The following is a 24,997-nucleotide window of genomic DNA, read 5'->3' as shown; positions in this document are numbered from 1 at the left end:
TTTAAAAAAGAGCGAATTATGCCAAAAAAAACCGAAACCCAAATGAAACCCAGCGAACTTGCCAATTATTTGGACGAATTACTATCCGCCAACGAATTTCAAGACTATTGCCCCAATGGCCTACAAGTGGATGCCGACACGCCCATTTGCCACATTATCACAGGCGTTACCGCCAATCAAGCCTTGATTGAACAAGCCATTGAACAACACGCCCAAGCGGTTTTGGTACATCATGGCTATTTTTGGAAAGGCGAGCCTGCCCCACTCGTTGGCATGAAAGGCAAACGCATTCGTACCTTGTTACAACACAACATTTCGCTCATTGCGTATCATCTACCATTGGATGCTCATCCGATTTTTGGCAATAATGCTAGGCTCGCCCACACCCTTGATTTAACGCTTGATGAACCACTTTATCCGAACGAAAAACACCCCATTGGTAATATTTGCAACTTAAAAACCCCGATTAAAACCGCCGATTTTTGCGAAAAAATTGAACAAGTGTTGGGCAGAAAACCCCTACATTTAGCAGGTGGCAACCCAACGATATCACGTATCGGCATCTGCACAGGCGGGGCTCAAGATATGATAGACCAAGCGGTCAAACAAGGCTGTGATGCCTATATTTCAGGTGAAGTATCCGAACGCACCACACATACCGCACGAGAGCTTGGCATTGACTATTTTGCATGTGGACACCATGCAACCGAGCGAGGTGGCGTCAAGGCATTAGGCGACTATATCCAACAAAATTTTGGAATTAAGGTCACTTTTGTGGATATTGATAATCCTGTTTAACTAATTAATTGCATAAATTTAATTAATAGTTATTAAACATAAACTCTTGATTTTTCAAATTTTTTAAAGATTTATAGATTTTTAAACTGATAAAGTTCTGGCAAAATCAGTGATTATGTTACAAAATTTACGCAAATTTACATGACGGCTGAATAATTTTGTAATAAAATATGTCTGATTATGTATTGCCATGCTTTGCCAAGCTATCGCATGACATACGTTGATTGACGTTAAATTTTATTTTTGGGTTGATTGTCGCCATTATAATCAATAAAGGCTAAATACAACAAACAACGCACAAAAAAGTGCCATTTGCGACAACCACTAAATACCCAAAAATTGACCGTAATGCGGTTTTATATTGTATGATACGATAGTTTTTTACTTGACGTAGGAAATTATCACCGTCCTAGGTTTAAAAAGAGATAACCAGTTTTATCTCCTTTTTTAGCGTTTATTGTATGGTAACGACCTATTGATGAGAACCTTTTTGAATCGTTGTAATTATTAAGTAGTTTTTGTTAATTTTTCTATCATAAAAGTTAGCAAAATTGCCCATATTGTTACCTTGAGCAATATTTAATAGTTTCAAAAATGTGTTCATGAACCGTTTTCATTTTGGCATAGTTCAACCGTATTTAATTTAACGCTCACAACGTGTGTGTGCAACTGGAGCTACACATGCAACCAATTTTTAGCAATCAAATTGACCGACTTTCCCCCAAAAGGATACCGTCAATTTCATTAAAAAATTTAAGTTTAAAACAACATCAATTTACCTTAAAAACCAATCTAACCTTAAGCCAGATTGCCAAAACCAACCTAGCCGAGTCAAGTAAATCTAAAAAACCTTTTACAAAAATATTTAAAACCAAACATTGGCTAAAATTATTTGGTGTGTTAAGTTTTATCTTGCCACTTGGTTACTTTATGGCATCCAATGCCAGTAATCTTAGCTCATCTATCTTTACCCCTGTAGAAAGCGTGAGTATTAACAATGACTTAGCACAAGTTATTGCCAATAATACACTCACGGTTGCTACCTTAAATGACAACAGTCTGTACTTTGGCGAAGACGGTTATGAGCATGGGTTTGGCGTAGATGTGGTGCGTGGTTATGCCAATAAACTAGGCGTAACGCTAAATACCGTGGTGGTAGCAAACGAAACTGATGCGTTAAATTTGGTAAAAATGGGACAAGCAGATATCGCATTGACCACCGCTCATTTACCAGCAATATTGAGTAAAACTACTAAAGCCGATGCCCAAACAACTACAGAATTTAATCATATTAGTTTAAGCTGTGGGCAAGATTATTTGTCAGCACATGGTTTAAACCAACAAATAAGCCTACAAGTGCCGAGTACTAGCGTTGAGCTAAGCAAAAGTGCCAATGAATTCTTGTGTGATAGCGACATGATTACCACGCACCAACGTTTGGCAGAATTTTATACGCAAAACTTTTTTGATAATGATTATAGCGAACAAAAGTTTGCCAAAATTATCAAAACCAATTTACCAAGTTATAAAACTGCCTTCCAAAATAATGCGAAAAAACATGATTTGGACTGGGAATTATTGGTTGCCATGGGCTATCAAGAGTCTCAGCTTGACCCAGAAGCGACGTCACCGACAGGCGTGCGTGGCTTGATGATGTTGACCAATGATACCGCCGATGCCATGGGCGTAACCGACCGTGTCAACCCAAATCAAAGTATCCGTGGTGGGGCAAAATATTTTAACCAAATTCAACAAATGTTTAGTGATGTACCGAGTGCCGACCGCGTTTGGTTTGCTCTGGCATCGTATAACATGGGTCCGCAAGCGGTTAAAAATATCCAAGCCAAGCTCAATGCACAAGGTAAAAATGGCAATAGTTGGGCTCAAGTGTATCGCTACATGGCAGAAAACCGTGCCAGTAACCGCCGTTATGTGCAATGTATGCACTATGTCACTAATATTCGTGGCTTTTTGGAAACCTTAAAATTGGCAAATCCAAACAGTGCCAATGACAATTTTAATGATAAATTAATGGTAAAAGCGTCTTAATTTTTCATTATTAGCAAATCTAAAAAGCCAAGTGAATGACTTGGCTTTTTAGATTTGATGATTATTTTTTACAATTTTGGCAAAAGGTTTGTTCATCACCAAGCCGATATGCCATAAGTCCCCCACCCCACACACAGCCTGCATCCAAGGAACGCACCTTATCGGTGGCAACTTTTGCTTTTAACCCCGCCCAATGTCCAAACAAAATTTTACGCTCACGCTCAACTTGCCAATCAAACCACGCCCGATAGTCGTCTGGCATTTTATCATCAAGGTTAGATTTAAAATTAAATTCCAAGGTACCGTCTTGTTGACACAGTCGCATACGGGTAAAGTAATTACAAATCTGACGCATTCGCTCATAGCCTGATAGCATGGGTGACCAACTCGCTTCGTCATTGCGATACAAGTTTGGCAACAATCGGTCTAAATGCCACAGACTGCTTTGCAATTGGTTTTGCAATTCATTGGCGTACATTTTGGCTTGTTCAATCGTCCAGTTTGGTGGAATGCCTGCATGAACCAACACGGTTTTATCATCAGGCAAATGCAATAACGATTGAAAACGTAACCAGTTTAACAGCTCATCACAATCTTTGGCATCAAAAATCGCTTGGGTTTTGTCTTTTTTCTTGAGTTTTGCCACGCCACGCCACACAGCGATTAGGTTAATATCATGATTGCCAAGCACAGTATCAGCACAGCCTTGCTCTTGCAAACGCTTTACTAAGCGTAATGCTGACAGCGAGTCTTCACCACGAGCCACGATATCCCCTGCAAACCAAATTTTATCTTGTTTTTCATCAAAATCAATGCGTTCTAATAACGCCAACAAATCAGCATAACAGCCTTGAATATCACCGATAACATATTGATGACGAAAATACATATTACACCTATTATTTTTTTAAGAATTATTAATCATTATGGTTAGTAAAATTATTATCATAATCATCAGAAATTAACGGTGGCTCTTTGTAATAATCACTGCGAATATACCATTGAAACGCATGACGGGCGAACACATTTAGTACCGCCGCCACAGGCAACGCAATCAGCATCCCTGTAATACCCATTAAACTCGCCCCTGCCAAAACCGCAAAAATCACCCAAAGTGGCGACAAACCAATTTTATCACCCAGCAATAACGGTTGTAAAATATAGCCTTCTACCGCTTGTCCCACCATAAAAGCCCCAACAATCATGCCAAATTTTACCCAATCTAGCCCAAATTGGAAAAACCCTGCGATAATGGCTGCAATAAAACCCACGGTAAAACCCAAATACGGTACAAAGCTCGCAATACCTGCAGTCATTCCGATAATTAAACCGACCTTTAGCCCAATTAGTTGCAACTGCACCGCATACACAACGCCCAGTAGCACCATCACCAAAAACTGGCCCTTGACAAACGACATTAGTGCTTCATCGCTTTCTTTGGCAATTTGGGTGACTTTTTGTAAATATGGACGTGGCAAGGCATTTCGCCAGATGCTAATTCGGGTGTCCCAACCGTACAAAAAGTAAAACGCCAAAATCGGAATTAACACCACCATGCCTGCCACATTAACAAGGTTCATGCCTTGTAAAAAAAGCTTGTCAAACAAGGACTTCGCGTCGGTGGCATTATAATGTTGTTGCACATATTCTAGCAGACCTGCTGACCAATATTTTAACGCAATCGTGGGTAATTTTACCGACAAATGTTTACGCATCCAGTCACGAGCCGTGTTGTTATACCAATCAATCATAGACGGCACGGACGACCAAAATGATTGAGCTTGCTCCCAAATGAGTGGTACAAGCCACCAAAGTGCCAACAATATCCCCAAACCAATACCCAAATACACCATCAAAATCGCCAACCAACGACGAATATGCAAGATGTTTTGTAATATTGTCACCATTGGATTGAGTAAATACGCCAACACGAATGCACAAATAAACGGTACAATCACCATATTTAGCCTATAAATGACATATAATAAAATGCCCAACGCAGTTAAGACAAATAAACGGTAAAAAAATGGGTCGATATGGCGAGATTGTGTCATAATTTTTCCAAACTAAAGTTTATTTTTTTATCCAATATTTTGGTAAAAGTTTTTTTGGCACTTTTGCAAAAAAGTTGTGCTTAGTTTAGAGATTTTTTGAAAAATAGCTAGTGCCAAAATGTAAAACCAACGATTTTTTTGCAAAATTTAACAAAATCAACTGCAAACACATTCTGGCTAATGCGTTTTTGCAAAATTTTGGGTATAATGTTCACAATTTTTATTCATTTATTTTAGGAAATTTATCATGAATTCAAATCAATCTTTAAGCTACAAAGACGCAGGCGTGGACATTGACGCAGGCGAAGCACTCGTACAACGCATCAAATCGGTGGCAAAAGCAACCGCTCGCTCCGAGGTGATTGGTGGACTTGGCGGATTTGGGGCATTGTGCCGTATTCCACAAGGCTATAAATCGCCCCTGTTGGTTTCAGGCACGGACGGCGTTGGCACTAAACTAAAATTGGCATTGGATTTAAACCAACACGACACCATCGGACAAGATTTGGTGGCGATGTGCGTAAACGACCTTTTGGTGTGTGGGGCTGAGCCGTTGTTTTTCTTGGATTATTACGCCACAGGAAAATTAGATGTAGATGTTGCCGAAAGTGTGATTAAAGGCATTGGAGATGGCTGTCAGCTGTCTAATTGTGCCTTAATCGGTGGCGAAACGGCCGAAATGCCCGGTATGTATCACGCAGGCGACTATGATTTGGCAGGCTTTTGTGTGGGCGTGGTAGAAGAAGATGAAGTCATCACAGGTGAGAATGTGGGGCAAGGCGATGTATTGATTGGCATGGCAAGCTCTGGCGTGCATTCAAATGGCTATTCTTTGGTGCGAAAAGTGATTGAAGTGTCTGGCATCGATTTAAAAACAGCCGAGCTTGACCAAAAGCCCTTAAAAGAGGTGCTACTTACCCCCACCAGAATTTATGTCAAGGCAATTAACGCCCTACAAAAGCACTTAGGCAATGCCAATATCCACGCAATGGCACACATCACAGGGGGAGGCCTCACCGAAAATTTACCCCGTGTACTGCCTGATGACTTATCCGCCGAAATCAATCTAAACTCTTGGGAGTTTCCCCCAGTCTTTAAATGGCTACAACAAAAAGGTAACATTGAGCAAATGGAAATGGTGCGTACTTTTAATTGTGGCGTGGGTTTTGTGGTGGTTGTGCCTGCCGAAAAGTGCGATGAAGCCATTGAATTTTTAAATAAACAAGGCGAGACGGCTTGGCAAATTGGGCAAATTACCAAAAGAGCTGACAATGCAGTGGTTTATTTGTAAGGTTTGATTATAAATTTGATACATAAATTGGGTTTAATTTGAATTTAAGCCCAATTTTAAAAGGAGAAAGTAAATGCAATCAACTTCCTATTCTAATAAAGATTATTTAAAAGAATATGCCCCCAATATTCAATCCTTTGTCCCAAGTCCCAATGATTGAAAATTTATCAGAGCAAGAGCGTTTTTCTTTAATTAAAATGATTGCAAATATTCCTTTTTTTCAATCAGATGAACAATCAAATATTGCCCGAAAACGCTTTAATATTTTTCCCAATGCTATCGCAAAAGATAGCACTGAAATAGCCACACCATTAAGCCGTGAAGAAATCGCCAAAAAACGATTGGGATTTTTTCAAGGTCAAATGACAATGAGTGATGATTTTGATGGCTATCTTGGCGATGATTTTTGGTTTCCAGAAGATGATATTTTGTATAAGTGATTAAAATGGCAAAATATTTATTAAACACGCATGTTTTTATTTGGGCAAGTTGTTATCCCGAACGCTTACCAAAAAGCATTTTGGGTATTTTGGAAAACCCAAATAATGACTTTTGTGTCAGTATGGCAACTTTTTGGGAAATGCAAATTAAATATCAGCTTGGTAAATTGCCATAAGCATTACAGAATTGATTGCTCAAATCAAAAAATACCACCTTTATGAAATATTACCCATCAATGAATACCATATTTTAAACTTACAAAATTTAGAATATTTTCATAAAGACCCTTTTGACCGCATTATCATTAGTCAAGCAATGTGCGAAGATTTAACCTTATTAACGGTTGATGAGCATATTGTAAAATATCCGATTAAATTTATCAATAATGAAGGGATTAAAATGGCCAACGATGAAAAATACCAATATTTCTCACAAATTGCGACTGAGTATTTGGGCAAAGAAAACGAATTAACAAGCGATAAACGGGAAATTGCCTTAATCGCCTTGACAGAAATACAAATCAATAGCGGTGGGTTTTTATCATTTTTTGAACATTCTACCACAAAAATTCGCTAAGAAATTTATCAAATTTATAAAAAGATTAGTGCAATTCAATGCTCAGATATATTGCAAAAATTTCAATCCATTTTAGATGGATTTTCTAAAAATACAGAATTTCAAGACATTGATTTTGATAATCCTAGCTTTAATAAAGCAGGCTTTGATGATATCGGTGAACTTGATGAGCATTATTGGGAAGTATCAGAAGAAGTTTTTGTATTGGCTTACGATTATTATATTCAACCAACAGATGAAAAGTTATGAAAAATCTCCCACTAAAACTCGCCGTCCTTGTTTCTGGTAGCGGTAGTAATTTACAAGTGTTAATTGACAAACAATTAAACAATACCTTAAATATACAAATTGTCGGCGTCATTTCCAATAAAGAAACCGCCTACGCCCTAACCCGTGCCAAGAGTGCCAATATCAATACCTTTGTGATTGATAAAGACGACACAGGCAAAACCTATAAACGCATAGAATTTGAAAAAAGAGCGTTGGACATTTTAAAAGAATTGCAACCTAATTTGGTGGTATTGGCGGGCTTTATGAAAATTTTAACACCACTTTTTATAAATGGTGTCAATCATGAATTAAACATTCCAATGATTAATTTGCATCCGTCCATTTTGCCTGCTTATAAAGGGCTTGACACACACGCACGGGTGCTAAGAGCAGGCGAAAAATATCACGGTTGTAGTGTGCATTTGGTCACAGAAGAACTGGATGCAGGAGCGGTCATCGCCCAAGCGGTTACACAGGTCAAAGAGTGTGAAACGGCTGATGAGTTGCAAGCTCGTATTCATACCCTAGAACACAAGCTATTACCCATGATGGTAGGATGGTTTGCAGATGATATTGTGGTGGTGAATAATGGTAAACTCGTAAGTAGGCTTGGCACAAAATTGCCAATGAAGATTTGTTTTGATGAATTTTTTTGATAAAATCGCAAAAATACCGCTTGAATATCTTGCAAGTTTTTGTTAGAACGCCTATAATATGCGTTCAATTTTGAGAGTCCTCGTTTCCCAGACAATACATTCTCAACTTTTAACTTAATTTTAAGGTTTTTAAACATGAAAACTATCAGTGCTAAACCACATGAAGTTACACACGATTGGTATATCGTTGATGCTGAAGGTAAAACACTTGGTCGCTTAGCGAGTGAAATCGCATCTCGCTTACGTGGTAAGCATAAGCCATCTTACACGCCTCACGTTGATACTGGTGATTACATCGTTGTTATCAATGCTGATAAAGTTGCAGTAACTGGCAAAAAAGCCCAAGATAAAAAATACTATCGTCATACAGGCTACCCAGGTGGTATCAAAGAGACTAACTTCACAAAGTTAATCGCTCATAAACCAGAAGACGTGCTACACAAAGCTGTTAAAGGTATGTTGCCAAAAGGTCCATTGGGCTATGCGATGATTAAAAAGTTAAAATTATACGCAGGTACTGAGCATCCACATACCGCTCAACAACCTCAAGTATTAGATATCTAAGGAGTAGCACATGGAACGCAACTACGGTACAGGTCGTCGTAAAACTTCAACAGCTCGTGTGTTTTTATCAGCAGGTTCTGGTAACATCGTTGTAAACGGTAAGCCATTGGACGAATATTTTGGTCGTGAAACGTCTGTAATGGTCGTTCGTCAACCATTAGAATTGCTTGATTCTGCTAATAAATATGATATCTATGTAACTGTAAAAGGTGGCGGTATCAATGGTCAAGCAGGTGCTATCCGTCATGGTATCACCCGTGCATTGATTGAGTCTGACGAAACATTAAAACCAGCATTGAAAGAAGCAGGTTTTGTAACTCGTGATGCTCGTGAAGTTGAACGTAAAAAATTGGGTCTGCGTAAAGCCCGTAAACGTCCACAATACTCAAAACGTTAACTCTCGACTCGTTTTGTGTGGATTTTTTACAAAAATTTACAAAAAAAGCCCTTGTTTTTCACAAGGGCTTTTTTATTTTTCATTTTGTAATTTATTTTATGTAAAAAATAGCTTAAAATAAGCACAATTTGTAAAATTTAGGCAAAGCAACAGTAGCATTTAGTCGTTAAGTGTTTTAAAATAGCCATATAAACATTGTGGTTATTTAATTGATGTTTTTTTATTATTTTTGATTGATTGACATCAGTTTTTATTTAAATGGTTTTGACCTATCTTGCGATTGTTTCCAATTCCACAGCCAATTTAGTAGCCATTAGTGTCGCCATATTTTGCGTAGAATAGTGTGAGCTATGTTGCGTGATGGTGTGAAACATTAATTTGGAGGAAGTATTAATGAGCCATGCTGAAGGCGTTGATTTAAAACGCCGTAGAGTATTAATCGCATCAACTGCCGCGATGGGGGCAGTGGGTGTTGCAGCGATTGCAACGCCGTTTGTTCGTTCTTGGTATCCAAGTGCAAAAGCCGAAGCAGCAGGTGCACCTGTTACGCAGGATATTAGCCGTATTGATAACGGGCAAATGGTGGTTGTGAAGTATCGTGGTAAGCCCATCTATATTGTCAAGCGTACCAAAGAGATGATGGATGATTTAGCAAAAGTTGAGAGTAGCTTGGCTGATCCAAAGTCTGAAGCCTCTTTGCAACCTGAATATTGTAAAAATGCGACACGTTCTAAGGATAATTCTGAAGTGCTTGTCTGTGAAGGTGTGTGTACGCATTTGGGATGTGCTCCTGCATTTCGTCCTGAAGTGGGTGCTGCAGATTTGGGTGGTAGTAGTTGGTTTGGTGGTTTCTTCTGCCCATGTCATGGCTCAAAGTATGATTTAGCGGGTCGTGTATTTAGCGGTATGCCTGCTCCTCGTAATTTACCGATTCCTGAATATAGTTTGAGCGGTACGATTTTAACGGTGGGGGTAGCTTAAATGAGTATGGGAAAAAAATTAATGAATTGGGTAGATGCTCGCTTCCCTGCGACTGAAACCTATGAATACCATATGTCAAAGTACTATGCACCAAAGAATTTTAACTTTTGGTATTTCTTTGGCGTGTTGTCAATGGTGGTGCTAGTCAATCAGTTGGTCACTGGTATTTGGCTAACGATGATGTTTAATCCAAGTGCTGAAGGTGCATTTGCATCGGTTGAATACATCATGCGTGATGTAGAAGGCGGCTGGTTAATCCGTTATATGCACTCAACGGGTGCTTCTGCGTTTTTCGTGGTGGTGTATTTGCATATGTTCCGTGGTTTGCTGTATGGTTCGTATAAAAAACCACGTGAATTGGTGTGGATTATCGGTATGGGGATTTACCTGTGCTTAATGGCTGAAGGCTTCTTTGGGTATTTGCTACCTTGGGGTAATATGTCATTCTGGGGTGCTCAAGTTATTCTAAACTTACCAGCGGCTATTCCATTTATCGGTGATGCGTTGGGCGAATGGGTAAAAGGTGACTACATTATTTCTGGTATCACGTTAAACCGTTTCTTTGCCTTGCACGTTGTGGCAATTCCTTTGATTTTGGTTGGTTTGGTATTTGTGCATTTGGTGGCTTTACACCATGTTGGTTCAAATAACCCTGACGGTATTGATATCAAAAAATTAAAAGATAAAAACGGCGTGCCACTTGACGGCGTTGCATTCCACCCATACTACACTGTGCATGATTTGGTTGGTATCGTGGTATTCTTTATGGTATTCTTTGCAGTTGTGTTCTTCTTCCCAGAGGGTGGTGGATATTTCCTTGAGCCACCAAACTTTGAAGCAGCAAACCCATTGAAAACCCCTGCACACATTGCTCCTGTTTGGTACTATACACCATTCTACGCTATGCTTCGTGCGACACCTTCTATGTTTGGTTCTGCCTTACCAGGTGTTATCGTGATGGGTGCCTCAATTGCAATCTTGTTCGTATTACCTTGGTTAGACAAATCGCCTGTACGTTCAATCCGCTATAAAGGTATTTTGTCAAAAATCGCCTTGGTTGTATTTGTGATTAGCTTCTTAATCTTAGGTTATTTAGGCGTTATTCCATCAAGCGATTTGGCGACTTTGGTTGCTCGTATTTGTACGATTCTTTACTTCTTGTTCTTCTTATTGATGCCGATTTATACATCGATCGAAACTTGTAAACAGCCACCTGAACGTGTTACTGGAGGTCACTAATGAAAGCATTAAATCGCGTTTTCGCTGGATTGGGACTTGCAATCGCAATGGGTTTGACTGCCGTTCCTGCACAAGCAGCAGGTGGTCATGGCTGTGGTACGTACAAAGACGTTCAAGGCAAAGAACAAACCTTACATTGTGAATCTGCTCCTGTAGATTTAACCAACAAAGCCTCTATCCAACGGGGTGCATCCATGTTTATGAGCTACTGCGTGGGCTGTCACTCAGCCCAATACGTACGTTACTCAAAAATGTATAAAGACTTGGATATTCCAAAAGAGTTGGTAGAAAAATATCTAATGTTAACCACTGACCAAGTGGGCGACCATATCACAGCCAAAATTGACCCTGAATTACAAGGCCAATGGTTCGGTGCTGCCCCACCTGATTTGTCATTAGAAACACGTCTGCGTGGTAACGACTGGGTTTACACTTACCTATTGGCATTCTACGAAGACCCAAGCCGTCCTTGGGGTTCAAACAACATCGTCTTGCCAAATGCTGCTATGCCACATGTGTTGCATGATATGCAAATGAATACCTCCAAAGAACAATACCGCCAAAATATTGGGGATATCGTGAACTTTATGGCATGGATGGGAGAACCTGTCGCCCACCAACGTAAAATTTACGGCTTTTGGGTATTATTATTCCTAGCAGCACTGTTAATTCCAGTGTACTTACTGAACAAAGAATTTTGGAAAGATGTTAAATAATGTTTGCCAAAAACTTTGTGATAAAAATAAAAGGGTAGCGAAATGCTACCTTTTTTGTTGCCAAAAACTTATTACCCAAAAAATATCACCAAATAAGCTTAAAACAAAGCCAAACGAATATAGATGCGAGCGAGTGTCTTTTATGTTACAATAGTTTTTATGCACTCACTCAAACAAAGTCTTCCCAACAAAATTTTACTATATGCCGATGACGGTTATCTTAGTCATCAGGTACGCTTGGTGTTGCTTGAAAAACAGCTAGATTTTGATGAAATTAATTTACAACATGATGAGCGTTTTGATGAGATTGGCGAAGATTTGGCAGATTTAAATCCGTATCACACCTTACCTGTCATGGTGTATCGTGAATTGATTTTGTACCAAAACACAGTGATTTTTGAATATTTAGAAGAGCGTTATCATCAGCACCGATTATTACCAGAAAATCCTGCCGAACGTGCTAATTACCGTCAACTCTTGTGGCGGGTTAGTCATGATTGGATACAAAAAGCGGATATTTTGCTCACCCATCCTGACAGTTTAGACCAAAAATTGGCAGAAAAAACCAGACAAGAATTGACAAACTCTTTTATTACCTTATCACCCTTATTCGCCCATAAACCGTTTTTTTTATCGGATAAATTTGGGCTGTGTGATTGCGTTTTGGCGAGCGTGTTGTGTCGGTTAAACCAAATGCAAATTCAACTCCCTGTACAATTATGCCGTCCGTTGTTACAATACCAACAGCGAATTTTTAGCCGTGATGCCTTTAAAAAAAGCCAAGTTTTACCCAAAATTTAACCCATTTAACCAACCATTCACCCAAAAATGTTGAGAGATAATAATGGAAACTTTTGATTTAAACACTTTAACCCCGACTCGTCCCTATATGATTCGTGCCATGTTTGAATGGCTAGAAGATAACCAACTCACACCTTACATCATGGTAGACACCACCCAACCGCACGTGGTCGTACCAACCGAATTTATCCAAGATAATCGAATTGTATTGAGTATTGCCAGCCGTTCTACAGGCAAATTTCAATTTGACGATGAATTTATCAATTTTCACGGACGTTTTGGCGGTCAATCCAAAGAAATTTGGGTGCCGTACTATGCCGTTATCGGGATTTATGCCAAAGAACAAAATAACTTAGGAATGTTTTTTGACCCAAACGAATATGCAGGACGTATTCCAAATGTGGCTGAAGAGACCACCGAAAATTCATCAACAAAAGCTCAAGAAAAAGCCAAACGCCCACGCCGTGAAAATACGATGGGCCTAAAAGTATTAAAATAATATTCAAAAATCGTAACTTTGGGTAAAATTTTACTATCCTTTCGTAAAATAAGCTGTTAAAATGATTTAGATATGTCTGTCAAGATAGGAGAATAACAATGTTCCACCCAAATTTATTGAGCAAAAAAATCCAACAAAGCCTAATGATTGGCGGTGTGTGTTTGGCAAGTTTAATCGGTTGTAGCCAACCTGCCCAAGAAAAATCCGCTACGCAAGGCAATGACAAAGCTCCAGCCACCACAACGGCAACTGATAGCAAGTCCGTTGCGATTACCGCAATCGTGGAACACCCTGCCTTAGACGATGTGCGTGCAGGGGTATTAGAGCAATTAGCAACTGACGGCTACAAAGAAGGTGAGAATTTAAAAGTTACTTTCCAATCTGCTCAAGGCAATACCGCTACTGCAGGGCAAATCGCCAAGCAATTCGTGGCGGATAATCCTGATGTGATTGTTGCGATTGCCACACCGTCCGCTCAATCGGTAGTATCAGCGACCAATAGCATTCCTGTGGTCTTTTCAGCAGTGACTGACCCTGTAGAAGCCAAACTTATTCCAAGTTGGGAAGCCTCTAATACTAACGTGTCAGGGGCATCGGATCTTTTACCGCTTGAGCCACAAATTGAGCTGATGAAAAAAATTGTCCCAAGTGTGAAAAATGTCGGCTATGTCTATAGCCCTGGTGAAGTCAACTCAACGGTTGTATTAAAACAGTTAGAAGAAAAACTAAAACCAATGGGTATCAATGTCATACCTGCACCTGCACAGCGTTCTACTGATATTCCACAAGCGACTCGTAGTTTGCAAGGCAAAGTAGATTTAATTTATACATCACTTGATAACAATGTGGTGTCGGCGTATGAAGCCTTGTATCAAGCCGCCAAAGAAATCAAAGTGCCACTTATGGCATCGGATACAGGCTCTGTAGCACGGGGTGCGGTAGCAGCCTTGGGCGTCAACTACAAGACCTTGGGACAAGAAACAGGTAAAATTGTCACACGGGTGTTAAAAGGTGAAAAAGTTGGCAGTATTAAACCTGCTACCCAACAAAAGTTAGATTTGGTCATCAGCCCAAAACACGCCCAAGAAGTTGGTATTACGCTATCTGATGCGTTGGTAAAAGAAGCCACAACGGTTGAGCCAACACCTACAACTAGCAAATAAGTCTAAAAAAATGAAACAACAAAAACAACCTTTTTATTATTTTTCAAATCAAGCGGTGAATATTCCCGCTTGGTTTACGATAACTCCTGATTGCTTGCTAGATTGATTGGCAAGCCTTAATTTTTTTGATGTGATATTACTATGTCGTTAATTGCTTTTTTTGGTGCATTAGAAAGTGGTTTAATTTATGCACTGGTCGCCTTAGGCGTTTATATTTCTTTTCGTGTGTTGGATTTTCCTGACTTGACCGCTGATGGTAGTTTTCCATTAGGTGGTGCGGTGGCAGGGGTATCTATTATCGCAGGGTCTAATCCTTGGCTTGCTTGTATTTTTGGGATGTTAGCGGGCAGTTTAGCAGGGGTTGTCACTGCGTGGTTACACGTCAAACTCGGGATTTTGCAGTTACTTGCCAGTATTTTGGTGATGGTTGCACTTTACTCGGTCAATTTGCGTATCATGCAAGCCCCTAATTTACCACTACTCGGCGAACCGACCGTCTTTATGGGACTGATTAATGATAGCAACGGTTTTTGGATGCGTTGCGTGGTGATTGGTGGTGTGGTGATTTTGGCAAAATTGTTCTTGGATTGGTTTTTTAACACCGAAACAGGGTTAGCCATGCGAGCTACAGGGTCAAATTTAAAAATGTCGCAAGCCCAAGGGATTCATACATCACGCATGACGATTGTCGGTATGGCGATTTCCAATGCGTTGATTGCCTTAGCAGGGGCGCTATTTGTCCAAACCCAAGGTGGTGCAGATATTTCCATCGGTGTAGGTACGATTGTGATTGGCTTGGCAGCGGTGATTATTGGTGAAACGATTTTACCGTCAAAACGGACGTTATTTATCACGCTATCGGTACTGATTGGGGCGATTTTATACAAATTATTTATCCAAATTGCCCTATCTAGTGACACATTACGCAATATTGGTTTTGGCCCACAAGACTTGAATTTAGTCACCGCGTTACTGGTGATTATTGCGTTAATTCTACCAAAAATCAAAAGTAATTTGCTAAAAAAACGCCACTAACCTGCACACTAAGGAAAACATTATGATGCAAGCTGACAATCTGCGTTTGACCTTTAACGCAGGTACACCGATTGAAAACCTTGCCTTGCGTGGCATCAGCCTACGCATTGAAGAAGGCGAATTTGTAACCGTGATTGGCACAAATGGGGCAGGAAAATCCACGTTTTTGAACACCATTGCAGGCACATTACGAGTTGATAGCGGAAAAATCCTGCTCAACGGCGTGGACGTTACCAAGAAATCTGCCCATCAACGTGCTGCCCGTGTCGCTCGTGTGTTCCAAGACCCCATGGCGGGAACTTGCGAAGGCTTAACCATCGAAGAAAACATGGCATTGGCGTACAAACGTGGTGAAAGTCGCTTTTTAAAAGGAGCGTTAAACCACAAAAATCGGGAAATTTTTAAGGAAAAATTGGCAATTTTAAAACTCGGCTTAGAAAACCGTCTGACAGACCGCATGGGCTTATTATCAGGCGGACAACGCCAAGCAGTAAGCCTACTGATGGCAAGTCTGCAACCATCTAAGATTTTATTGTTGGACGAGCACACCGCCGCCCTTGATCCCAAAACTGCCAACTTTGTATTAGAATTAACCGACAAAATTGTGCAGGAGAATCATCTCACTACCATGATGGTAACCCACTCTATGCAGCAAGCCTTAGCTCACGGCTCTCGTACTGTGATGCTCCATCAAGGACAAGTGGTGCTTGACGTCTCAGGCAATGAACGCAAAGGCATGACGGTGCATGATTTGCTCAATATGTTTGAAAAAACCCGTGGTGAAGTAATTGAAGATGATAGCTTAATTTTAAGTTAAGTTTTACTTGAAAAAAGTATAAGTCGGATTAACCAGTTTTTTACGGCATAATCCGACAGTTTATCACATATTTTTAACGATTTTGCAAAGATTTTAGCAATGACCATGGTTTTAAGCGTTTAACCATTTGATAAATTAAGGTGATTAAAATCATGGCAAAAATCAAGTTAGACAACCATTTTGGCAAGCGTTGATACATACCGACTACTGTGATTTTCGCCTTGTTCATGTTTGCATCTTTATCAATGGGTGATTGCCATGTCAACAATGGTTGATTACTATGGTATTTCGCCAATAAATCCAACATTTGTTGATATTTTTGCTGATAGGCTTTGACATATAGCCATGCTTCATAACTATCTCGCAAGTCAATAACTTTGTGGCATTCATACTTTTTATCTTGGATAACAAGGGCGTAAATACTGCCTTGTTGCAAGCGTTTTTGGGCAATCACCGCATCAATATCCCCTATCAATTCGGGATTTTGCAAAATTAGCTGACAATTATCATTATGATATTCACCGATATCAGTCGTGATTTTTAACAATCGCTTGCGTTTTTCTTGTAGCTGTTTATCAATATACAATGCACTAATGAAAAAGGTCATTCGCGTTGCCACGGCTTGTTGTGGTTGCAACCTCACCAACTCTGAATTATCAAAACGATACTTCAATACTTTTTTTGGCTTGGGCCGCTCGATAAAGCCTGAATGTATGGTTGGTGATGGCTCATTCTCAATTTTAGACTCTTTTGGCAGTTTTGATACTTTTGGTAAAACGGTTTCTTTGTCCAAAAATTCATGCTGATTTTGGTAATTTAAATATAATTGTTTGGCTTGTTCGCATTGTTCTTCGGTAACTGCCCACGCAAGCTGTTTATGATATTCCAAAAGCCAAACCGTGATGATTTTACCAATATTATCGTTACGTAATGCAACAAAACATCGTTCATCTTTAGGGCTATAAAATAGTAAAGATTGGCGATTTAGTCCTGGACTTTTGCCAATATCCAATACACCACCATTGTCTAATAAATGGGTAAGTTCCACAGCAGTCATCTGTGTGCGTTGGCGTAAGCGTTTCACCGCATGTTTGGATAAGTAACTAAAATGACCTGCGGTTTTAACTTTTTTAACAAGTTGACCTTCTCGCCTTTGGTGCATGGCTTGTTGCATTCGTTTTTTATGTTTCTTTTTTGACACGATATTCCCCTTTTAGATTGTTTTAATTCTTAACAATTATCAACTTTTTTTGATAAATGCGATTATTTTTTGCCTTGCTATATTTTTATTATACCTTATATTTTGTAAAAAATTTAACAGAATTTGCCTAATTTTTTACACAGTTTTTACACATTTTTTTGGTAAAATTTGGCATAATAGACAATAACGATTTTAGTTATTTTTCACAATTTTTATTAAATTTTATTAAGGAATTTCTTATGGTTGATTTGAAATCTTTGTTTGTAAAAGCGGTTGAAGACAAGACGCTAGATGTGAATGAATATATTTTTATGCCTGAGCGTGTGGATATGATGGTGCAAGAGGGTCGGTTAAGCTCTGTGCTAAACAGTAATGGCAAGGTGGATTTTATTTATCATAAAAATGGCATCACGGAAGTGCGTTCAGGTCTGCGTAAAAGTCCGTTTACCTCATTTCGCAATGAATTGCATTATGGGGTATATGATGATGTGGTGGATGAAGTGATTGAGGCGGTGGAAAAAATTATTAATAGTCAGTCTAAATATTTTAATTTTGCAACAGAGAATGCTTAATTTTTTATTGACTTTTTATCAAGACAAGTTCACAATTAAACAGGGTCTGACCCTGTTTTTTACCTTTTAAATAAAATAAATAAAAACGCATTATTTCTTAAAAGTAACAGGGATAATCATTGTGTTGATAGCAAGTGGTCGGTTTGTTGCAAATGGTTTTAAAAGTCAACTAAAAAAATTACAAATGACCCATTATCCCAAAACCCAACTCAGCATCTATGATTTAGCAAATCAAAAACTACAAAAACAATGTTTGACACAATAATCATAAGTCAAACGCCTGACTGATCGCATCATCAAGCCGTTCCACCACGATAATGTTTAATCCTGTGAATTGTTCCAACTGGGTTTTTGGAGCATTGGCTTTTGGCACAATGGCATGAGTAAAACCGTGTTTTATCGCTTCTTTTAAACGTTCTTGACCGTTTGGGACTGGACGAATTTCGCCTGACAAACCCACTTCACCAAACACGCATAAACGATTTGGCAAGGCTTTTTCCTTGATACTGGACGCACACGCCAAAAGTACTGCCAAATCCGAACCTGTTTCTAATACCTTAACACCGCCTACGACATTGACATACACGTCTTGCCCACTTGTGTGAATGCCACCATGTCGGTGCATGACCGCAAGAAGCATGGCAAGCCTTTGATAATCAAGCCCCAAAGCCATACGTCTAGGCTGACCTTGTGCATCATCAACCAGTGCTTGCACTTCAACCAACAAAGGGCGAGTTCCTTCACGGCTGACCATTACCACCGAGCCTGCAATCGGTTTATCATAACGGCTTAAAAAAATGGCGGACGGATTGGCAACTTCTTTTAAACCTGTGTCTGTCATGGCAAAAATACCCAATTCATTCACCGCCCCAAAACGGTTTTTGACCGCACGAACCATACGAAAACGGCTATCAGACTGCCCTTCAAAATACAGTACCGTATCCACCATATGTTCCAGTACTCTTGGTCCTGCCAACGCCCCTTCTTTGGTAACGTGTCCGACTAAAAAAAGTGAAGTGCCTGTTTGTTTGGCGTAACGGGTTAGAATACTGGCGGATTCTCGGATTTGGCTTACCCCACCAGGGGCGGATTGAATGGCTTCGGTAAATAAGGTTTGAATAGAATCTATCACCGCAATGGCAGGTTGCTCTGCGGTTAATGCGTGGCAAATGGTTTCTACATTGGTTTCTGCCAAAACTTTCAGGCGGTCGGTCGGTAATCCCAAACGGTTAGCTCGCATGGCGACTTGCGATAGGCTTTCTTCACCTGTAACGTACAAGGCACTACCTGCCAAATTGTCGTTCCCTGCCATATGAATGGCTGTTTGTAGCAAAATCGTGGATTTACCAATACCAGGGTCGCCACCGATTAATACCACCGAACCTGCCACAAGCCCACCGCCCAACACTCGGTCAAACTCGCCAATGCCTGTTGGCAAGCGTGTATCTAGGGATAATTGCACGGCATTTAAGGGAATAACGGCAGATTGCTCTCCTGCGTAATTTTTGTTGCTGGATTTTTTGGGAGCGGATTTTAGGTGTGGTGGTAGGCTAATAGTAGGGGTTTCTACAAGGGTGTTCCACTCGCCACATTCGGCACATTGTCCAGACCATTTGCCAAAATTTGCACTGCATTGTTGGCAGACATAGGAAGATTTTGATTTTGCCATTGTTTTTTACTTCAAAAAATAAATCCACATTATAACAAAGATTTGCTACAATGGCGCATCTTAATCCAATTTCCAATCCTAAAATGCCACTTTTCCAAAATACCCTTGCCATTCTTAATATTGAAGATGATTGTGTTAGAATTGTGGACAATCATTTGGATAATTATTTAAAACCAATCTGTGAGTTTCCCAATCTTAATTTAAAAAATTATCCAAATAATTTGTTTGATGAATATGAGTATTTTTGGGACAAATTACACGAGGGTGATGATGAATGCTCTATCACTTATGCTGATATTTATATGGTATATTTATATCAGTATTTAAAAATAGATGTTGCCAATATTTTATACCAAAATTATTTAAAAACCTTACAAGGCGAATTGGGTCTCATCTGTTATTGGCAAAAAGCGTGGTTAAAATATGTTTTTAAAGTGAATACCGCCAAAGAATTAAGAAAATTTGATAAAAAAAATTGGATTGATACAATTTCAACCCATTTAACAGCATTTAAAACCCAATTTCCTACAAATACTCATTAAACTTAACATTTTGCATTACATCCATATAACTTTGCCAATACTCATCAAATTAATTCAAAGTCCAATTTTCTACTCTAAGCCCATCAACACGTTTAAGTTCTTTTTCATTATTGGTAACCACAATCAAACCCAAACTTCTGGCGTGTCCTGCAATCATTGTATCATACGCCCCGATTGGCGTGCCTTGCTTTTCAAGCGTGGCTTTAATATTAGCGGTATGATAACTGGCATTGTCATCAAATTCCAAAACAGTAAGACTGTCTTTAAAAATATCTAAGGCTTTAAAGGCTTTTTCTTTATACATAGATTTTTCTGCCCCAACTGCCAATTCCATTAATATTACACTACTAATACACAGTTGATTTTGAAAAAAATTAAAGCGTTCACGCACCATCAAGGGTTTATTTTTCATTGCATAAATGCAAATATTGGTATCAAGCATATAAGTCATCATTCAAAAATGCTCTCTCTTTCTTGTGGCATTGGCTGATTGCGTTCATTCATAAAATCATCAGGCACTTCTACATTATCAAAAAAATAATCCCACGCCGACCCCACAGGCGATAAAATCCGTATATTCCCCACCACCTTAACTTCCACTTGTTTCACATTTTCGGGAAAGGCAACGGCTTTTGGTAGGCGAACGGCTTGGGTTTGGTTGGTTTTAAAAATACTGGCAACTGTCATTTAACGCTCCTTTGTATATACTTGTACTAGATACAGTATAATCTAGTTAAAAAAATTGTCAATTTTTAAGATTTTACCCATTTTGCCCGAACATTATCATAAACCCAATAAAAAATAAATCCATAAACCAAAATCAACACGGTGAGAGAAATATCCAGCAAAAACGCTTGCCATAGCCCAATGCTCATCACCCACATAACCAGTGGCAAGGTAAAACAAAGTAAGCCCCCTTCAAATCCCACGATATGCACCACTCGCACCCACACAGGACGAGCGAGTTTTTCCCCTGTAAAAATTTTATCAAAGACAATATTATAAACAAATGTCCATATCATCGCGATAAGTGAAATGCCAATTAACATCAATAAAACATGGCTATTCTCACTGGTTTGCTGTTTGCCAAAGCCAAAAAACGTGAGAATTTTTACCAATCCCCACGACAACATAATGGCAAGCGTTTCAAATAAAATGGCTTGAAAAATCCGCTCTTTGATGTTCATGATTTGGTGCTATTTCACATTTCTTTAAACCACAAAATCATCACCTAAATACACTTTTCTTACCAATTCATTATTTAACACATCTTGTGCTGTGCCTTCAGCGATAATTGCACCTTCACTCACAATGTAGGCTTTTTCACAAATTGCCAATGTTTCTCGCACATTATGGTCGGTAATTAATACGCCAATGCCACGATTTTTTAAGGTGGTAATCACATCCATAATATCACCAACCGAAATCGGGTCTACCCCTGCAAAAGGCTCATCAAGCAAAATAAATTTTGGATTACTTGCCAAACAACGAGCGATTTCACAGCGTCTGCGTTCACCGCCAGACACACTCATGCCAAGCGAATGGCGAACGTGTTCCAAATGAAACTCCGCTATTAATTTTTCAAGTTCTTGTTTTTGTGCATTTTTATTTAAATCATGACGAGTTTGCAAAATCGCCAAAATATTTTGTTCAATGGTTAATTTACGAAAAATAGATGCTTCTTGTGGCAAATAACCAATGCCAACTTTTGCCCGTTCGTGCATCGCAAGCGGTGAGATATCTTGTTCGCCCAGTTGGATTTGCCCTTTATCCATATTCACCAAACCAACTACCATATAAAAACTGGTGGTTTTACCTGCTCCATTAGGCCCCAACAAACCGACAACCTGCCCTTGTTCCACCGAAAATGAGACGTCTTTGACAACCCAACGTTTGCCGTAACGTTTAGCAAGGTGCTTCATCACAAGGTGTTCATGTGGGGCATTAGCAGACATAATTTTCCTTTTTTGATTAATTGATTAGACAGTTTTTTGTTAATATTTAACGAACACCCAATCTGTTGCTGTTTTGTGGTGGGAATACCAATTCTACTCGTTTATTACCCCTTGCCGTTGCTTCCACATCGCCCACTTTTAGGCTATAACGAATGACATTACCTGAAAAACTCGCTCCATTTTGGGTTAAGTAGGCATTGCCAGTTAGGGTAACGATACCTGTTTTGACGTTGTATTCAATGCGGTTGGCTTGACCTTTGGCAAGTCCTTTTTCTTTGGTAACCACTTGTTGAATCGTGGCAGGGCTACCTGTCGCAATCGCACTTTCAATATCTCGCCCTGACGATAAATTTACCGACAAATTTTGGGCATTCATTTTTAATGTGCCTTGTGTAATGCTCACGTTACCCGAATAGGTGGTTTTACCTGTGCTTTCGCTGTAGGTGGCTTTGTCGGCAAGCAGTCGGATTGGCTCGTTGGCATCAGACGGTAAGGCAAAACTTGCCACACTAACCGATGAGATTAACGAGAATATTGCGATTTTTTGTGAAGATTTTTTTAAAAATAACATAAATAACCTTTCAGTTAAATTAGGGTTTTTCAGGCAAAAAGGTCATTGCCACTCTTTCAAATTGGTAGTCGCCTGTGGCAATATTACCAAGCATGGTTTGGGCTTCAAAGGTATTGCCATTTTGATTTACTAACACTTTTTGATGACTCACTACCGTTTTTTGTTGCAAATTTCCTGTTAATTGTTCGGTTTTAAATACCGTTGGCAAGTTATCCATATTGTTACTGGTAACTTTGACTTGTTCGGTTAATTCAGCAATTTGTTTTTTTTCATTAAAAGTCGCTTTACCTGCAGTTAATAATGTTTGTTTATTGCCTTGATACAATGTGATATTGGGATTTTCCAAAATAGCGGTTTGAACCGTTTGGTAATGGGTTACGCCTGTGGCGGTCATTTGGTAATGAATGTTGCCTGTGTTATCGGTTTGTATGGACTTGATGTTGGTCGCTTGGTAATCAATGTCGGACGGCTTTAAATTCAAATTTACAAGCGTGCTATCACCACTGCGATAAAAATAGCCTGCAATCATGATACACACCAAACCCAAAATTAACAGCATTCTTGTAGACATTTATTTACCTTTTGTAAAAAATCAACAATAATTTTTCAACATTTTTTCATAGTTGCCAGTGGCTTTTAAAATAATGTCACAAACTTCCCGTACCGCCCCATTGCCACCGCCATTGACGGTTATCATATCGGCAATTTTTTTGATTTCATCATGAGCATTGGGAACAGTCGCCGAAAATCCGACTGCTTGCAAGGCTCGGTAATCTGGCAAATCATCGCCCATATAAGCACATTCTGCTAAGGTAATATCAAGATTAGCTAACAATTCATTTAAAGCTACTAATTTATCTTCACGCCCTTGAGCAATATGCTTAATCCCCAATTCTTTGGCACGGTTCGCAACAATTTGGCTATTGCGACCTGTGATAATCGCCACGTCAATGCCAAATTGTTGTAAACGCTTAATGCCGAATCCGTCCTGCACATGAAAGGCTTTGGTTTCCACACCATTGGCATCATAAATGATTTGACCGTTGGACAAAATACCGTCCACGTCTAACACCAGCATTTTTATTTTTTCAGCTTTTTTTAACATTCGTTGCATATTTTTTACCCCACAACTGCCAATAAATCATGCAATCCAACAATCCCTGCCAGCGTTCTATCATCATTTAACACAAGCAGTTGATTAACTTTTTGTTCGTTCATGTGGCTTAATGCATCTGACGCTCGAATAGTCGCTTCAATATGTTTGGGGTTTGGGGTCATGATATCGCTAATATTGGTGGCAAGTGTGATATTTTTTGCCAATGCTCGGCGTAAGTCACCATCGGTAAATATGCCAACCACTTGATTTTGTGCATTGACAATCACGGTCATGCCCAGTCGCCCTTGCGTCATGTTTAACAAGGCGTGTTCCAGATTGGCATTTTCGCCGATAATGGGCAAATCTTTGTCGTGCATGACATCACTGACACGGGTGAGTAAACGCTTGCCCAACGCCCCTGCGGGGTGCGACAAGGCAAAATCATCGGAGGTAAAATGTTTACTATGCACCAATGCCACCGCTAACGCATCACCGAGTGCCAAGGTTGCTGTCGTGCTAGAAGTCGGTGCAAGCCCAAGCGGACAGGCTTCGTCTGATTTGCCAAGTGTCAAAGCCACCGTTGCAGATTGTGGTAAAATGCCACGTTTATCACGGCTAATGCTAATCAGCGGAATGTCAAGTTTTTCTACCACAGGTAATAAGGTACGGATTTCATCGGATTGTCCAGAATTAGAAATGGCAAGCAAAACATCACCTTTTACCAACATTCCCAAGTCGCCATGACCTGCTTCTGCTGGGTGCATAAAAAAGGACGGCGTACCCGTTGATGCAAAGGTTGCAGCGATTTTGCGTCCGATATGCCCAGACTTACCCATTCCCGTTACCACCACTCGCCCTTGACAGTTTTTTAATAGTTCACAAGCTTGGTTAAAACGGTCGTCCAATTCACCGATTAACACGCCCAAAGCGTGCTGTTCGGTAACAATGGCGTTAATGGCATAGTGGATATAGTCATTTTTTTGGGGGTTTTCTGTGTTTTGCTGGCTCATCGCAATTTACCTAAGAATTTTGCTGGTTATGATA

General features: G+C 39.6%; 32 protein-coding genes. 20 read left to right on the top strand and 12 right to left on the bottom strand.

The features are described from left to right. Positions 1–18 precede the first annotated feature (18 nt). Both A3G3_RS0108630 and A3G3_RS13510 read left to right on the top strand, forming a co-directional pair. Positions 19–798: a Nif3-like dinuclear metal center hexameric protein gene (locus A3G3_RS0108630; RefSeq protein ID WP_407635257.1), complete on the top strand. Its 780-nt coding sequence runs from the start codon at positions 19–21 to the stop codon at positions 796–798. A gap of 681 nt (positions 799–1,479) precedes the next feature. Continuing rightward, entirely contained in the window at positions 1,480–2,847 is a 1,368-nt protein-coding gene (locus A3G3_RS13510; protein ID WP_019520137.1) for a transglycosylase SLT domain-containing protein, read from the top strand. A 61-nt stretch (positions 2,848–2,908) separates the two neighbouring features. Here the strand turns inward: A3G3_RS13510 and A3G3_RS0108615 are convergent, their stop codons facing one another. Together A3G3_RS0108615 and A3G3_RS0108610 are read right to left on the bottom strand one after the other, a co-directional pair. After that, complete coding sequence (locus tag A3G3_RS0108615) at positions 2,909–3,736, bottom strand: symmetrical bis(5'-nucleosyl)-tetraphosphatase (protein ID WP_019520136.1); 828 nt, start codon at positions 3,734–3,736, stop codon at positions 2,909–2,911. Between the two features lie 28 nt (positions 3,737–3,764). Next, positions 3,765–4,901, bottom strand: coding sequence for an AI-2E family transporter (locus A3G3_RS0108610; protein ID WP_019520135.1), 1,137 nt, complete (start codon positions 4,899–4,901; stop codon positions 3,765–3,767). 247 nt (positions 4,902–5,148) lie between these two features. Between A3G3_RS0108610 and purM the strand changes: the two genes are divergently transcribed. From purM to A3G3_RS0108525, 16 genes are all read left to right on the top strand, one after another. Then, on the top strand, positions 5,149–6,192 hold the full coding sequence (purM, locus tag A3G3_RS0108600) for a phosphoribosylformylglycinamidine cyclo-ligase (RefSeq protein WP_019520133.1): 1,044 nt from the start codon (positions 5,149–5,151) through the stop codon (positions 6,190–6,192). 152 nt (positions 6,193–6,344) lie between these two features. Continuing rightward, positions 6,345–6,632 (top strand): hypothetical protein, encoded by a 288-nt coding sequence (locus tag A3G3_RS0108590; RefSeq protein ID WP_019520132.1) that lies wholly within the window; start codon positions 6,345–6,347, stop codon positions 6,630–6,632. 5 nt (positions 6,633–6,637) lie between these two features. Then, entirely contained in the window at positions 6,638–6,808 is a 171-nt protein-coding gene (locus A3G3_RS14530) for a type II toxin-antitoxin system VapC family toxin (protein WP_019520131.1), read from the top strand. 11 nt (positions 6,809–6,819) lie between these two features. Beyond that, positions 6,820–7,209: a type II toxin-antitoxin system VapC family toxin gene (locus A3G3_RS14685; RefSeq protein WP_019520130.1), complete on the top strand. Its 390-nt coding sequence runs from the start codon at positions 6,820–6,822 to the stop codon at positions 7,207–7,209. A 51-nt stretch (positions 7,210–7,260) separates the two neighbouring features. Next, entirely contained in the window at positions 7,261–7,458 is a 198-nt protein-coding gene (locus tag A3G3_RS0108580) for a hypothetical protein (RefSeq protein ID WP_019520129.1), read from the top strand. Beyond that, positions 7,455–8,135, top strand: coding sequence for a phosphoribosylglycinamide formyltransferase (purN, locus tag A3G3_RS0108575; protein WP_019520128.1), 681 nt, complete (start codon positions 7,455–7,457; stop codon positions 8,133–8,135). The genes A3G3_RS0108580 and purN overlap by 4 nt, the downstream gene beginning before the upstream one ends. Before the next feature lie 135 nt (positions 8,136–8,270). Further along, complete coding sequence (gene rplM / locus A3G3_RS0108570) at positions 8,271–8,699, top strand: 50S ribosomal protein L13 (protein ID WP_019520127.1); 429 nt, start codon at positions 8,271–8,273, stop codon at positions 8,697–8,699. A gap of 10 nt (positions 8,700–8,709) precedes the next feature. After that, positions 8,710–9,096 carry a 30S ribosomal protein S9 gene (rpsI, locus tag A3G3_RS0108565; RefSeq protein WP_019520126.1) on the top strand — a complete coding sequence of 129 codons (387 nt, stop codon included), beginning with the start codon at positions 8,710–8,712 and terminating at the stop codon, positions 9,094–9,096. Positions 9,097–9,489: 393 nt separating this feature from the next. Further along, positions 9,490–10,077, top strand: a complete 588-nt coding sequence (gene petA, locus A3G3_RS0108560) for a ubiquinol-cytochrome c reductase iron-sulfur subunit (RefSeq protein ID WP_019520125.1) — start codon at positions 9,490–9,492, stop codon at positions 10,075–10,077. Positions 10,078–10,098: 21 nt separating this feature from the next. Then, positions 10,099–11,316, top strand: coding sequence for a cytochrome b N-terminal domain-containing protein (locus A3G3_RS0108555; protein ID WP_019520124.1), 1,218 nt, complete (start codon positions 10,099–10,101; stop codon positions 11,314–11,316). Beyond that, entirely contained in the window at positions 11,316–12,032 is a 717-nt protein-coding gene (locus A3G3_RS0108550; protein WP_019520123.1) for a cytochrome c1, read from the top strand. Before A3G3_RS0108555 ends, A3G3_RS0108550 begins: the two co-directional genes overlap by 1 nt. Before the next feature lie 159 nt (positions 12,033–12,191). Further along, entirely contained in the window at positions 12,192–12,833 is a 642-nt protein-coding gene (locus A3G3_RS0108545; protein ID WP_019520122.1) for a glutathione S-transferase N-terminal domain-containing protein, read from the top strand. A 43-nt stretch (positions 12,834–12,876) separates the two neighbouring features. After that, positions 12,877–13,332 (top strand): ClpXP protease specificity-enhancing factor, encoded by a 456-nt coding sequence (locus A3G3_RS0108540; RefSeq protein ID WP_019520121.1) that lies wholly within the window; start codon positions 12,877–12,879, stop codon positions 13,330–13,332. 98 nt (positions 13,333–13,430) lie between these two features. Further along, positions 13,431–14,495 carry an ABC transporter substrate-binding protein gene (locus tag A3G3_RS0108535; protein WP_019520120.1) on the top strand — a complete coding sequence of 355 codons (1,065 nt, stop codon included), beginning with the start codon at positions 13,431–13,433 and terminating at the stop codon, positions 14,493–14,495. A 141-nt stretch (positions 14,496–14,636) separates the two neighbouring features. Continuing rightward, positions 14,637–15,530: an ABC transporter permease gene (locus tag A3G3_RS0108530; RefSeq protein WP_019520119.1), complete on the top strand. Its 894-nt coding sequence runs from the start codon at positions 14,637–14,639 to the stop codon at positions 15,528–15,530. Between the two features lie 22 nt (positions 15,531–15,552). Further along, complete coding sequence (locus A3G3_RS0108525) at positions 15,553–16,347, top strand: ABC transporter ATP-binding protein (protein WP_019520118.1); 795 nt, start codon at positions 15,553–15,555, stop codon at positions 16,345–16,347. A gap of 73 nt (positions 16,348–16,420) precedes the next feature. On the opposite strand, the gene A3G3_RS0108520 is transcribed toward A3G3_RS0108525, so the two are convergent. Beyond that, the gene (locus A3G3_RS0108520; protein ID WP_228702720.1) at positions 16,421–17,548 is read right to left on the bottom strand and encodes a DUF4258 domain-containing protein; all 1,128 of its coding nucleotides are present in this window, start codon (positions 17,546–17,548) and stop codon (positions 16,421–16,423) included. A gap of 239 nt (positions 17,549–17,787) precedes the next feature. Between A3G3_RS0108520 and A3G3_RS0108515 the strand changes: the two genes are divergently transcribed. Further along, positions 17,788–18,120: a hypothetical protein gene (locus A3G3_RS0108515; protein ID WP_019520116.1), complete on the top strand. Its 333-nt coding sequence runs from the start codon at positions 17,788–17,790 to the stop codon at positions 18,118–18,120. 265 nt (positions 18,121–18,385) lie between these two features. Here the strand turns inward: A3G3_RS0108515 and radA are convergent, their stop codons facing one another. Next, on the bottom strand, positions 18,386–19,789 hold the full coding sequence (gene radA, locus A3G3_RS0108505; RefSeq protein ID WP_019520114.1) for a DNA repair protein RadA: 1,404 nt from the start codon (positions 19,787–19,789) through the stop codon (positions 18,386–18,388). Positions 19,790–19,839: 50 nt separating this feature from the next. Between radA and A3G3_RS0108500 the strand changes: the two genes are divergently transcribed. Beyond that, entirely contained in the window at positions 19,840–20,331 is a 492-nt protein-coding gene (locus A3G3_RS0108500) for a hypothetical protein (protein WP_019520113.1), read from the top strand. Between the two features lie 49 nt (positions 20,332–20,380). Here the strand turns inward: A3G3_RS0108500 and vapC are convergent, their stop codons facing one another. The 8 genes from vapC to A3G3_RS0108460 form a co-directional block, all read right to left on the bottom strand. Further along, the gene (gene vapC / locus A3G3_RS0108495; protein ID WP_019520112.1) at positions 20,381–20,785 is read right to left on the bottom strand and encodes a type II toxin-antitoxin system tRNA(fMet)-specific endonuclease VapC; all 405 of its coding nucleotides are present in this window, start codon (positions 20,783–20,785) and stop codon (positions 20,381–20,383) included. Continuing rightward, positions 20,782–21,018 (bottom strand): type II toxin-antitoxin system VapB family antitoxin, encoded by a 237-nt coding sequence (gene vapB, locus A3G3_RS0108490; RefSeq protein WP_019520111.1) that lies wholly within the window; start codon positions 21,016–21,018, stop codon positions 20,782–20,784. The genes vapC and vapB overlap by 4 nt, the downstream gene beginning before the upstream one ends. 65 nt (positions 21,019–21,083) lie before the next feature. Beyond that, complete coding sequence (locus A3G3_RS0108485) at positions 21,084–21,518, bottom strand: PACE efflux transporter (protein WP_019520110.1); 435 nt, start codon at positions 21,516–21,518, stop codon at positions 21,084–21,086. Between the two features lie 24 nt (positions 21,519–21,542). Then, complete coding sequence (gene lptB, locus A3G3_RS0108480) at positions 21,543–22,286, bottom strand: LPS export ABC transporter ATP-binding protein (RefSeq protein ID WP_019520109.1); 744 nt, start codon at positions 22,284–22,286, stop codon at positions 21,543–21,545. A gap of 46 nt (positions 22,287–22,332) precedes the next feature. After that, positions 22,333–22,857: a lipopolysaccharide transport periplasmic protein LptA gene (gene lptA / locus A3G3_RS0108475; RefSeq protein ID WP_019520108.1), complete on the bottom strand. Its 525-nt coding sequence runs from the start codon at positions 22,855–22,857 to the stop codon at positions 22,333–22,335. 19 nt (positions 22,858–22,876) lie between these two features. Next, positions 22,877–23,428: an LPS export ABC transporter periplasmic protein LptC gene (gene lptC, locus A3G3_RS0108470; RefSeq protein WP_019520107.1), complete on the bottom strand. Its 552-nt coding sequence runs from the start codon at positions 23,426–23,428 to the stop codon at positions 22,877–22,879. Positions 23,429–23,449: 21 nt separating this feature from the next. Next, positions 23,450–23,971 carry a KdsC family phosphatase gene (locus A3G3_RS0108465; protein ID WP_019520106.1) on the bottom strand — a complete coding sequence of 174 codons (522 nt, stop codon included), beginning with the start codon at positions 23,969–23,971 and terminating at the stop codon, positions 23,450–23,452. Between the two features lie 5 nt (positions 23,972–23,976). Next, positions 23,977–24,963, bottom strand: coding sequence for a KpsF/GutQ family sugar-phosphate isomerase (locus A3G3_RS0108460; protein WP_019520105.1), 987 nt, complete (start codon positions 24,961–24,963; stop codon positions 23,977–23,979). Between the last annotated feature and the right edge of the window lie 34 nt (positions 24,964–24,997).

The sequence above is a fragment of the Moraxella boevrei DSM 14165 genome (assembly GCF_000379845.1).
In the GTDB taxonomy this organism is placed as follows: Bacteria; Pseudomonadota; Gammaproteobacteria; order Pseudomonadales; family Moraxellaceae; genus Faucicola; species Faucicola boevrei.
Note: the sequence above shows the minus strand (reverse complement) of the source record. Positions and strands in the feature narration are given on the sequence as shown.

Excerpts from the sequence above, each read along its gene's own strand:
- lptA (WP_019520108.1), bottom strand. The coding sequence starts at position 22,857 with ATGTTATTTTTAAAAAAATCTTCACAAAAAATCGCAATATTCTCGTTA.
- A3G3_RS14530 (WP_019520131.1), top strand. The coding sequence starts at position 6,638 with ATGGCAAAATATTTATTAAACACGCATGTTTTTATTTGGGCAAGTTGT.
- vapC (WP_019520112.1), bottom strand. The coding sequence starts at position 20,785 with ATGATGACTTATATGCTTGATACCAATATTTGCATTTATGCAATGAAA.
- purM (WP_019520133.1), top strand. The coding sequence starts at position 5,149 with ATGAATTCAAATCAATCTTTAAGCTACAAAGACGCAGGCGTGGACATT.
- purN (WP_019520128.1), top strand. The coding sequence starts at position 7,455 with ATGAAAAATCTCCCACTAAAACTCGCCGTCCTTGTTTCTGGTAGCGGT.
- A3G3_RS0108530 (WP_019520119.1), top strand. The coding sequence starts at position 14,637 with ATGTCGTTAATTGCTTTTTTTGGTGCATTAGAAAGTGGTTTAATTTAT.
- A3G3_RS0108615 (WP_019520136.1), bottom strand. The coding sequence starts at position 3,736 with ATGTATTTTCGTCATCAATATGTTATCGGTGATATTCAAGGCTGTTAT.
- lptB (WP_019520109.1), bottom strand. The coding sequence starts at position 22,286 with ATGTCTGCTAATGCCCCACATGAACACCTTGTGATGAAGCACCTTGCT.
- A3G3_RS0108545 (WP_019520122.1), top strand. The coding sequence starts at position 12,192 with ATGCACTCACTCAAACAAAGTCTTCCCAACAAAATTTTACTATATGCC.
- A3G3_RS0108555 (WP_019520124.1), top strand. The coding sequence starts at position 10,099 with ATGAATTGGGTAGATGCTCGCTTCCCTGCGACTGAAACCTATGAATAC.
- A3G3_RS0108460 (WP_019520105.1), bottom strand. The coding sequence starts at position 24,963 with ATGAGCCAGCAAAACACAGAAAACCCCCAAAAAAATGACTATATCCAC.
- A3G3_RS0108500 (WP_019520113.1), top strand. The coding sequence starts at position 19,840 with ATGGCGCATCTTAATCCAATTTCCAATCCTAAAATGCCACTTTTCCAA.
- A3G3_RS0108610 (WP_019520135.1), bottom strand. The coding sequence starts at position 4,901 with ATGACACAATCTCGCCATATCGACCCATTTTTTTACCGTTTATTTGTC.
- radA (WP_019520114.1), bottom strand. The coding sequence starts at position 19,789 with ATGGCAAAATCAAAATCTTCCTATGTCTGCCAACAATGCAGTGCAAAT.
- rplM (WP_019520127.1), top strand. The coding sequence starts at position 8,271 with ATGAAAACTATCAGTGCTAAACCACATGAAGTTACACACGATTGGTAT.
- A3G3_RS0108525 (WP_019520118.1), top strand. The coding sequence starts at position 15,553 with ATGATGCAAGCTGACAATCTGCGTTTGACCTTTAACGCAGGTACACCG.
- vapB (WP_019520111.1), bottom strand. The coding sequence starts at position 21,018 with ATGACAGTTGCCAGTATTTTTAAAACCAACCAAACCCAAGCCGTTCGC.
- A3G3_RS0108630 (WP_407635257.1), top strand. The coding sequence starts at position 19 with ATGCCAAAAAAAACCGAAACCCAAATGAAACCCAGCGAACTTGCCAAT.
- A3G3_RS0108465 (WP_019520106.1), bottom strand. The coding sequence starts at position 23,971 with ATGCAACGAATGTTAAAAAAAGCTGAAAAAATAAAAATGCTGGTGTTA.
- A3G3_RS0108535 (WP_019520120.1), top strand. The coding sequence starts at position 13,431 with ATGTTCCACCCAAATTTATTGAGCAAAAAAATCCAACAAAGCCTAATG.
- A3G3_RS13510 (WP_019520137.1), top strand. The coding sequence starts at position 1,480 with ATGCAACCAATTTTTAGCAATCAAATTGACCGACTTTCCCCCAAAAGG.
- A3G3_RS0108550 (WP_019520123.1), top strand. The coding sequence starts at position 11,316 with ATGAAAGCATTAAATCGCGTTTTCGCTGGATTGGGACTTGCAATCGCA.
- A3G3_RS0108515 (WP_019520116.1), top strand. The coding sequence starts at position 17,788 with ATGGTTGATTTGAAATCTTTGTTTGTAAAAGCGGTTGAAGACAAGACG.
- A3G3_RS0108590 (WP_019520132.1), top strand. The coding sequence starts at position 6,345 with ATGATTGAAAATTTATCAGAGCAAGAGCGTTTTTCTTTAATTAAAATG.
- petA (WP_019520125.1), top strand. The coding sequence starts at position 9,490 with ATGAGCCATGCTGAAGGCGTTGATTTAAAACGCCGTAGAGTATTAATC.
- A3G3_RS0108485 (WP_019520110.1), bottom strand. The coding sequence starts at position 21,518 with ATGAACATCAAAGAGCGGATTTTTCAAGCCATTTTATTTGAAACGCTT.
- A3G3_RS0108540 (WP_019520121.1), top strand. The coding sequence starts at position 12,877 with ATGGAAACTTTTGATTTAAACACTTTAACCCCGACTCGTCCCTATATG.
- rpsI (WP_019520126.1), top strand. The coding sequence starts at position 8,710 with ATGGAACGCAACTACGGTACAGGTCGTCGTAAAACTTCAACAGCTCGT.
- lptC (WP_019520107.1), bottom strand. The coding sequence starts at position 23,428 with ATGTCTACAAGAATGCTGTTAATTTTGGGTTTGGTGTGTATCATGATT.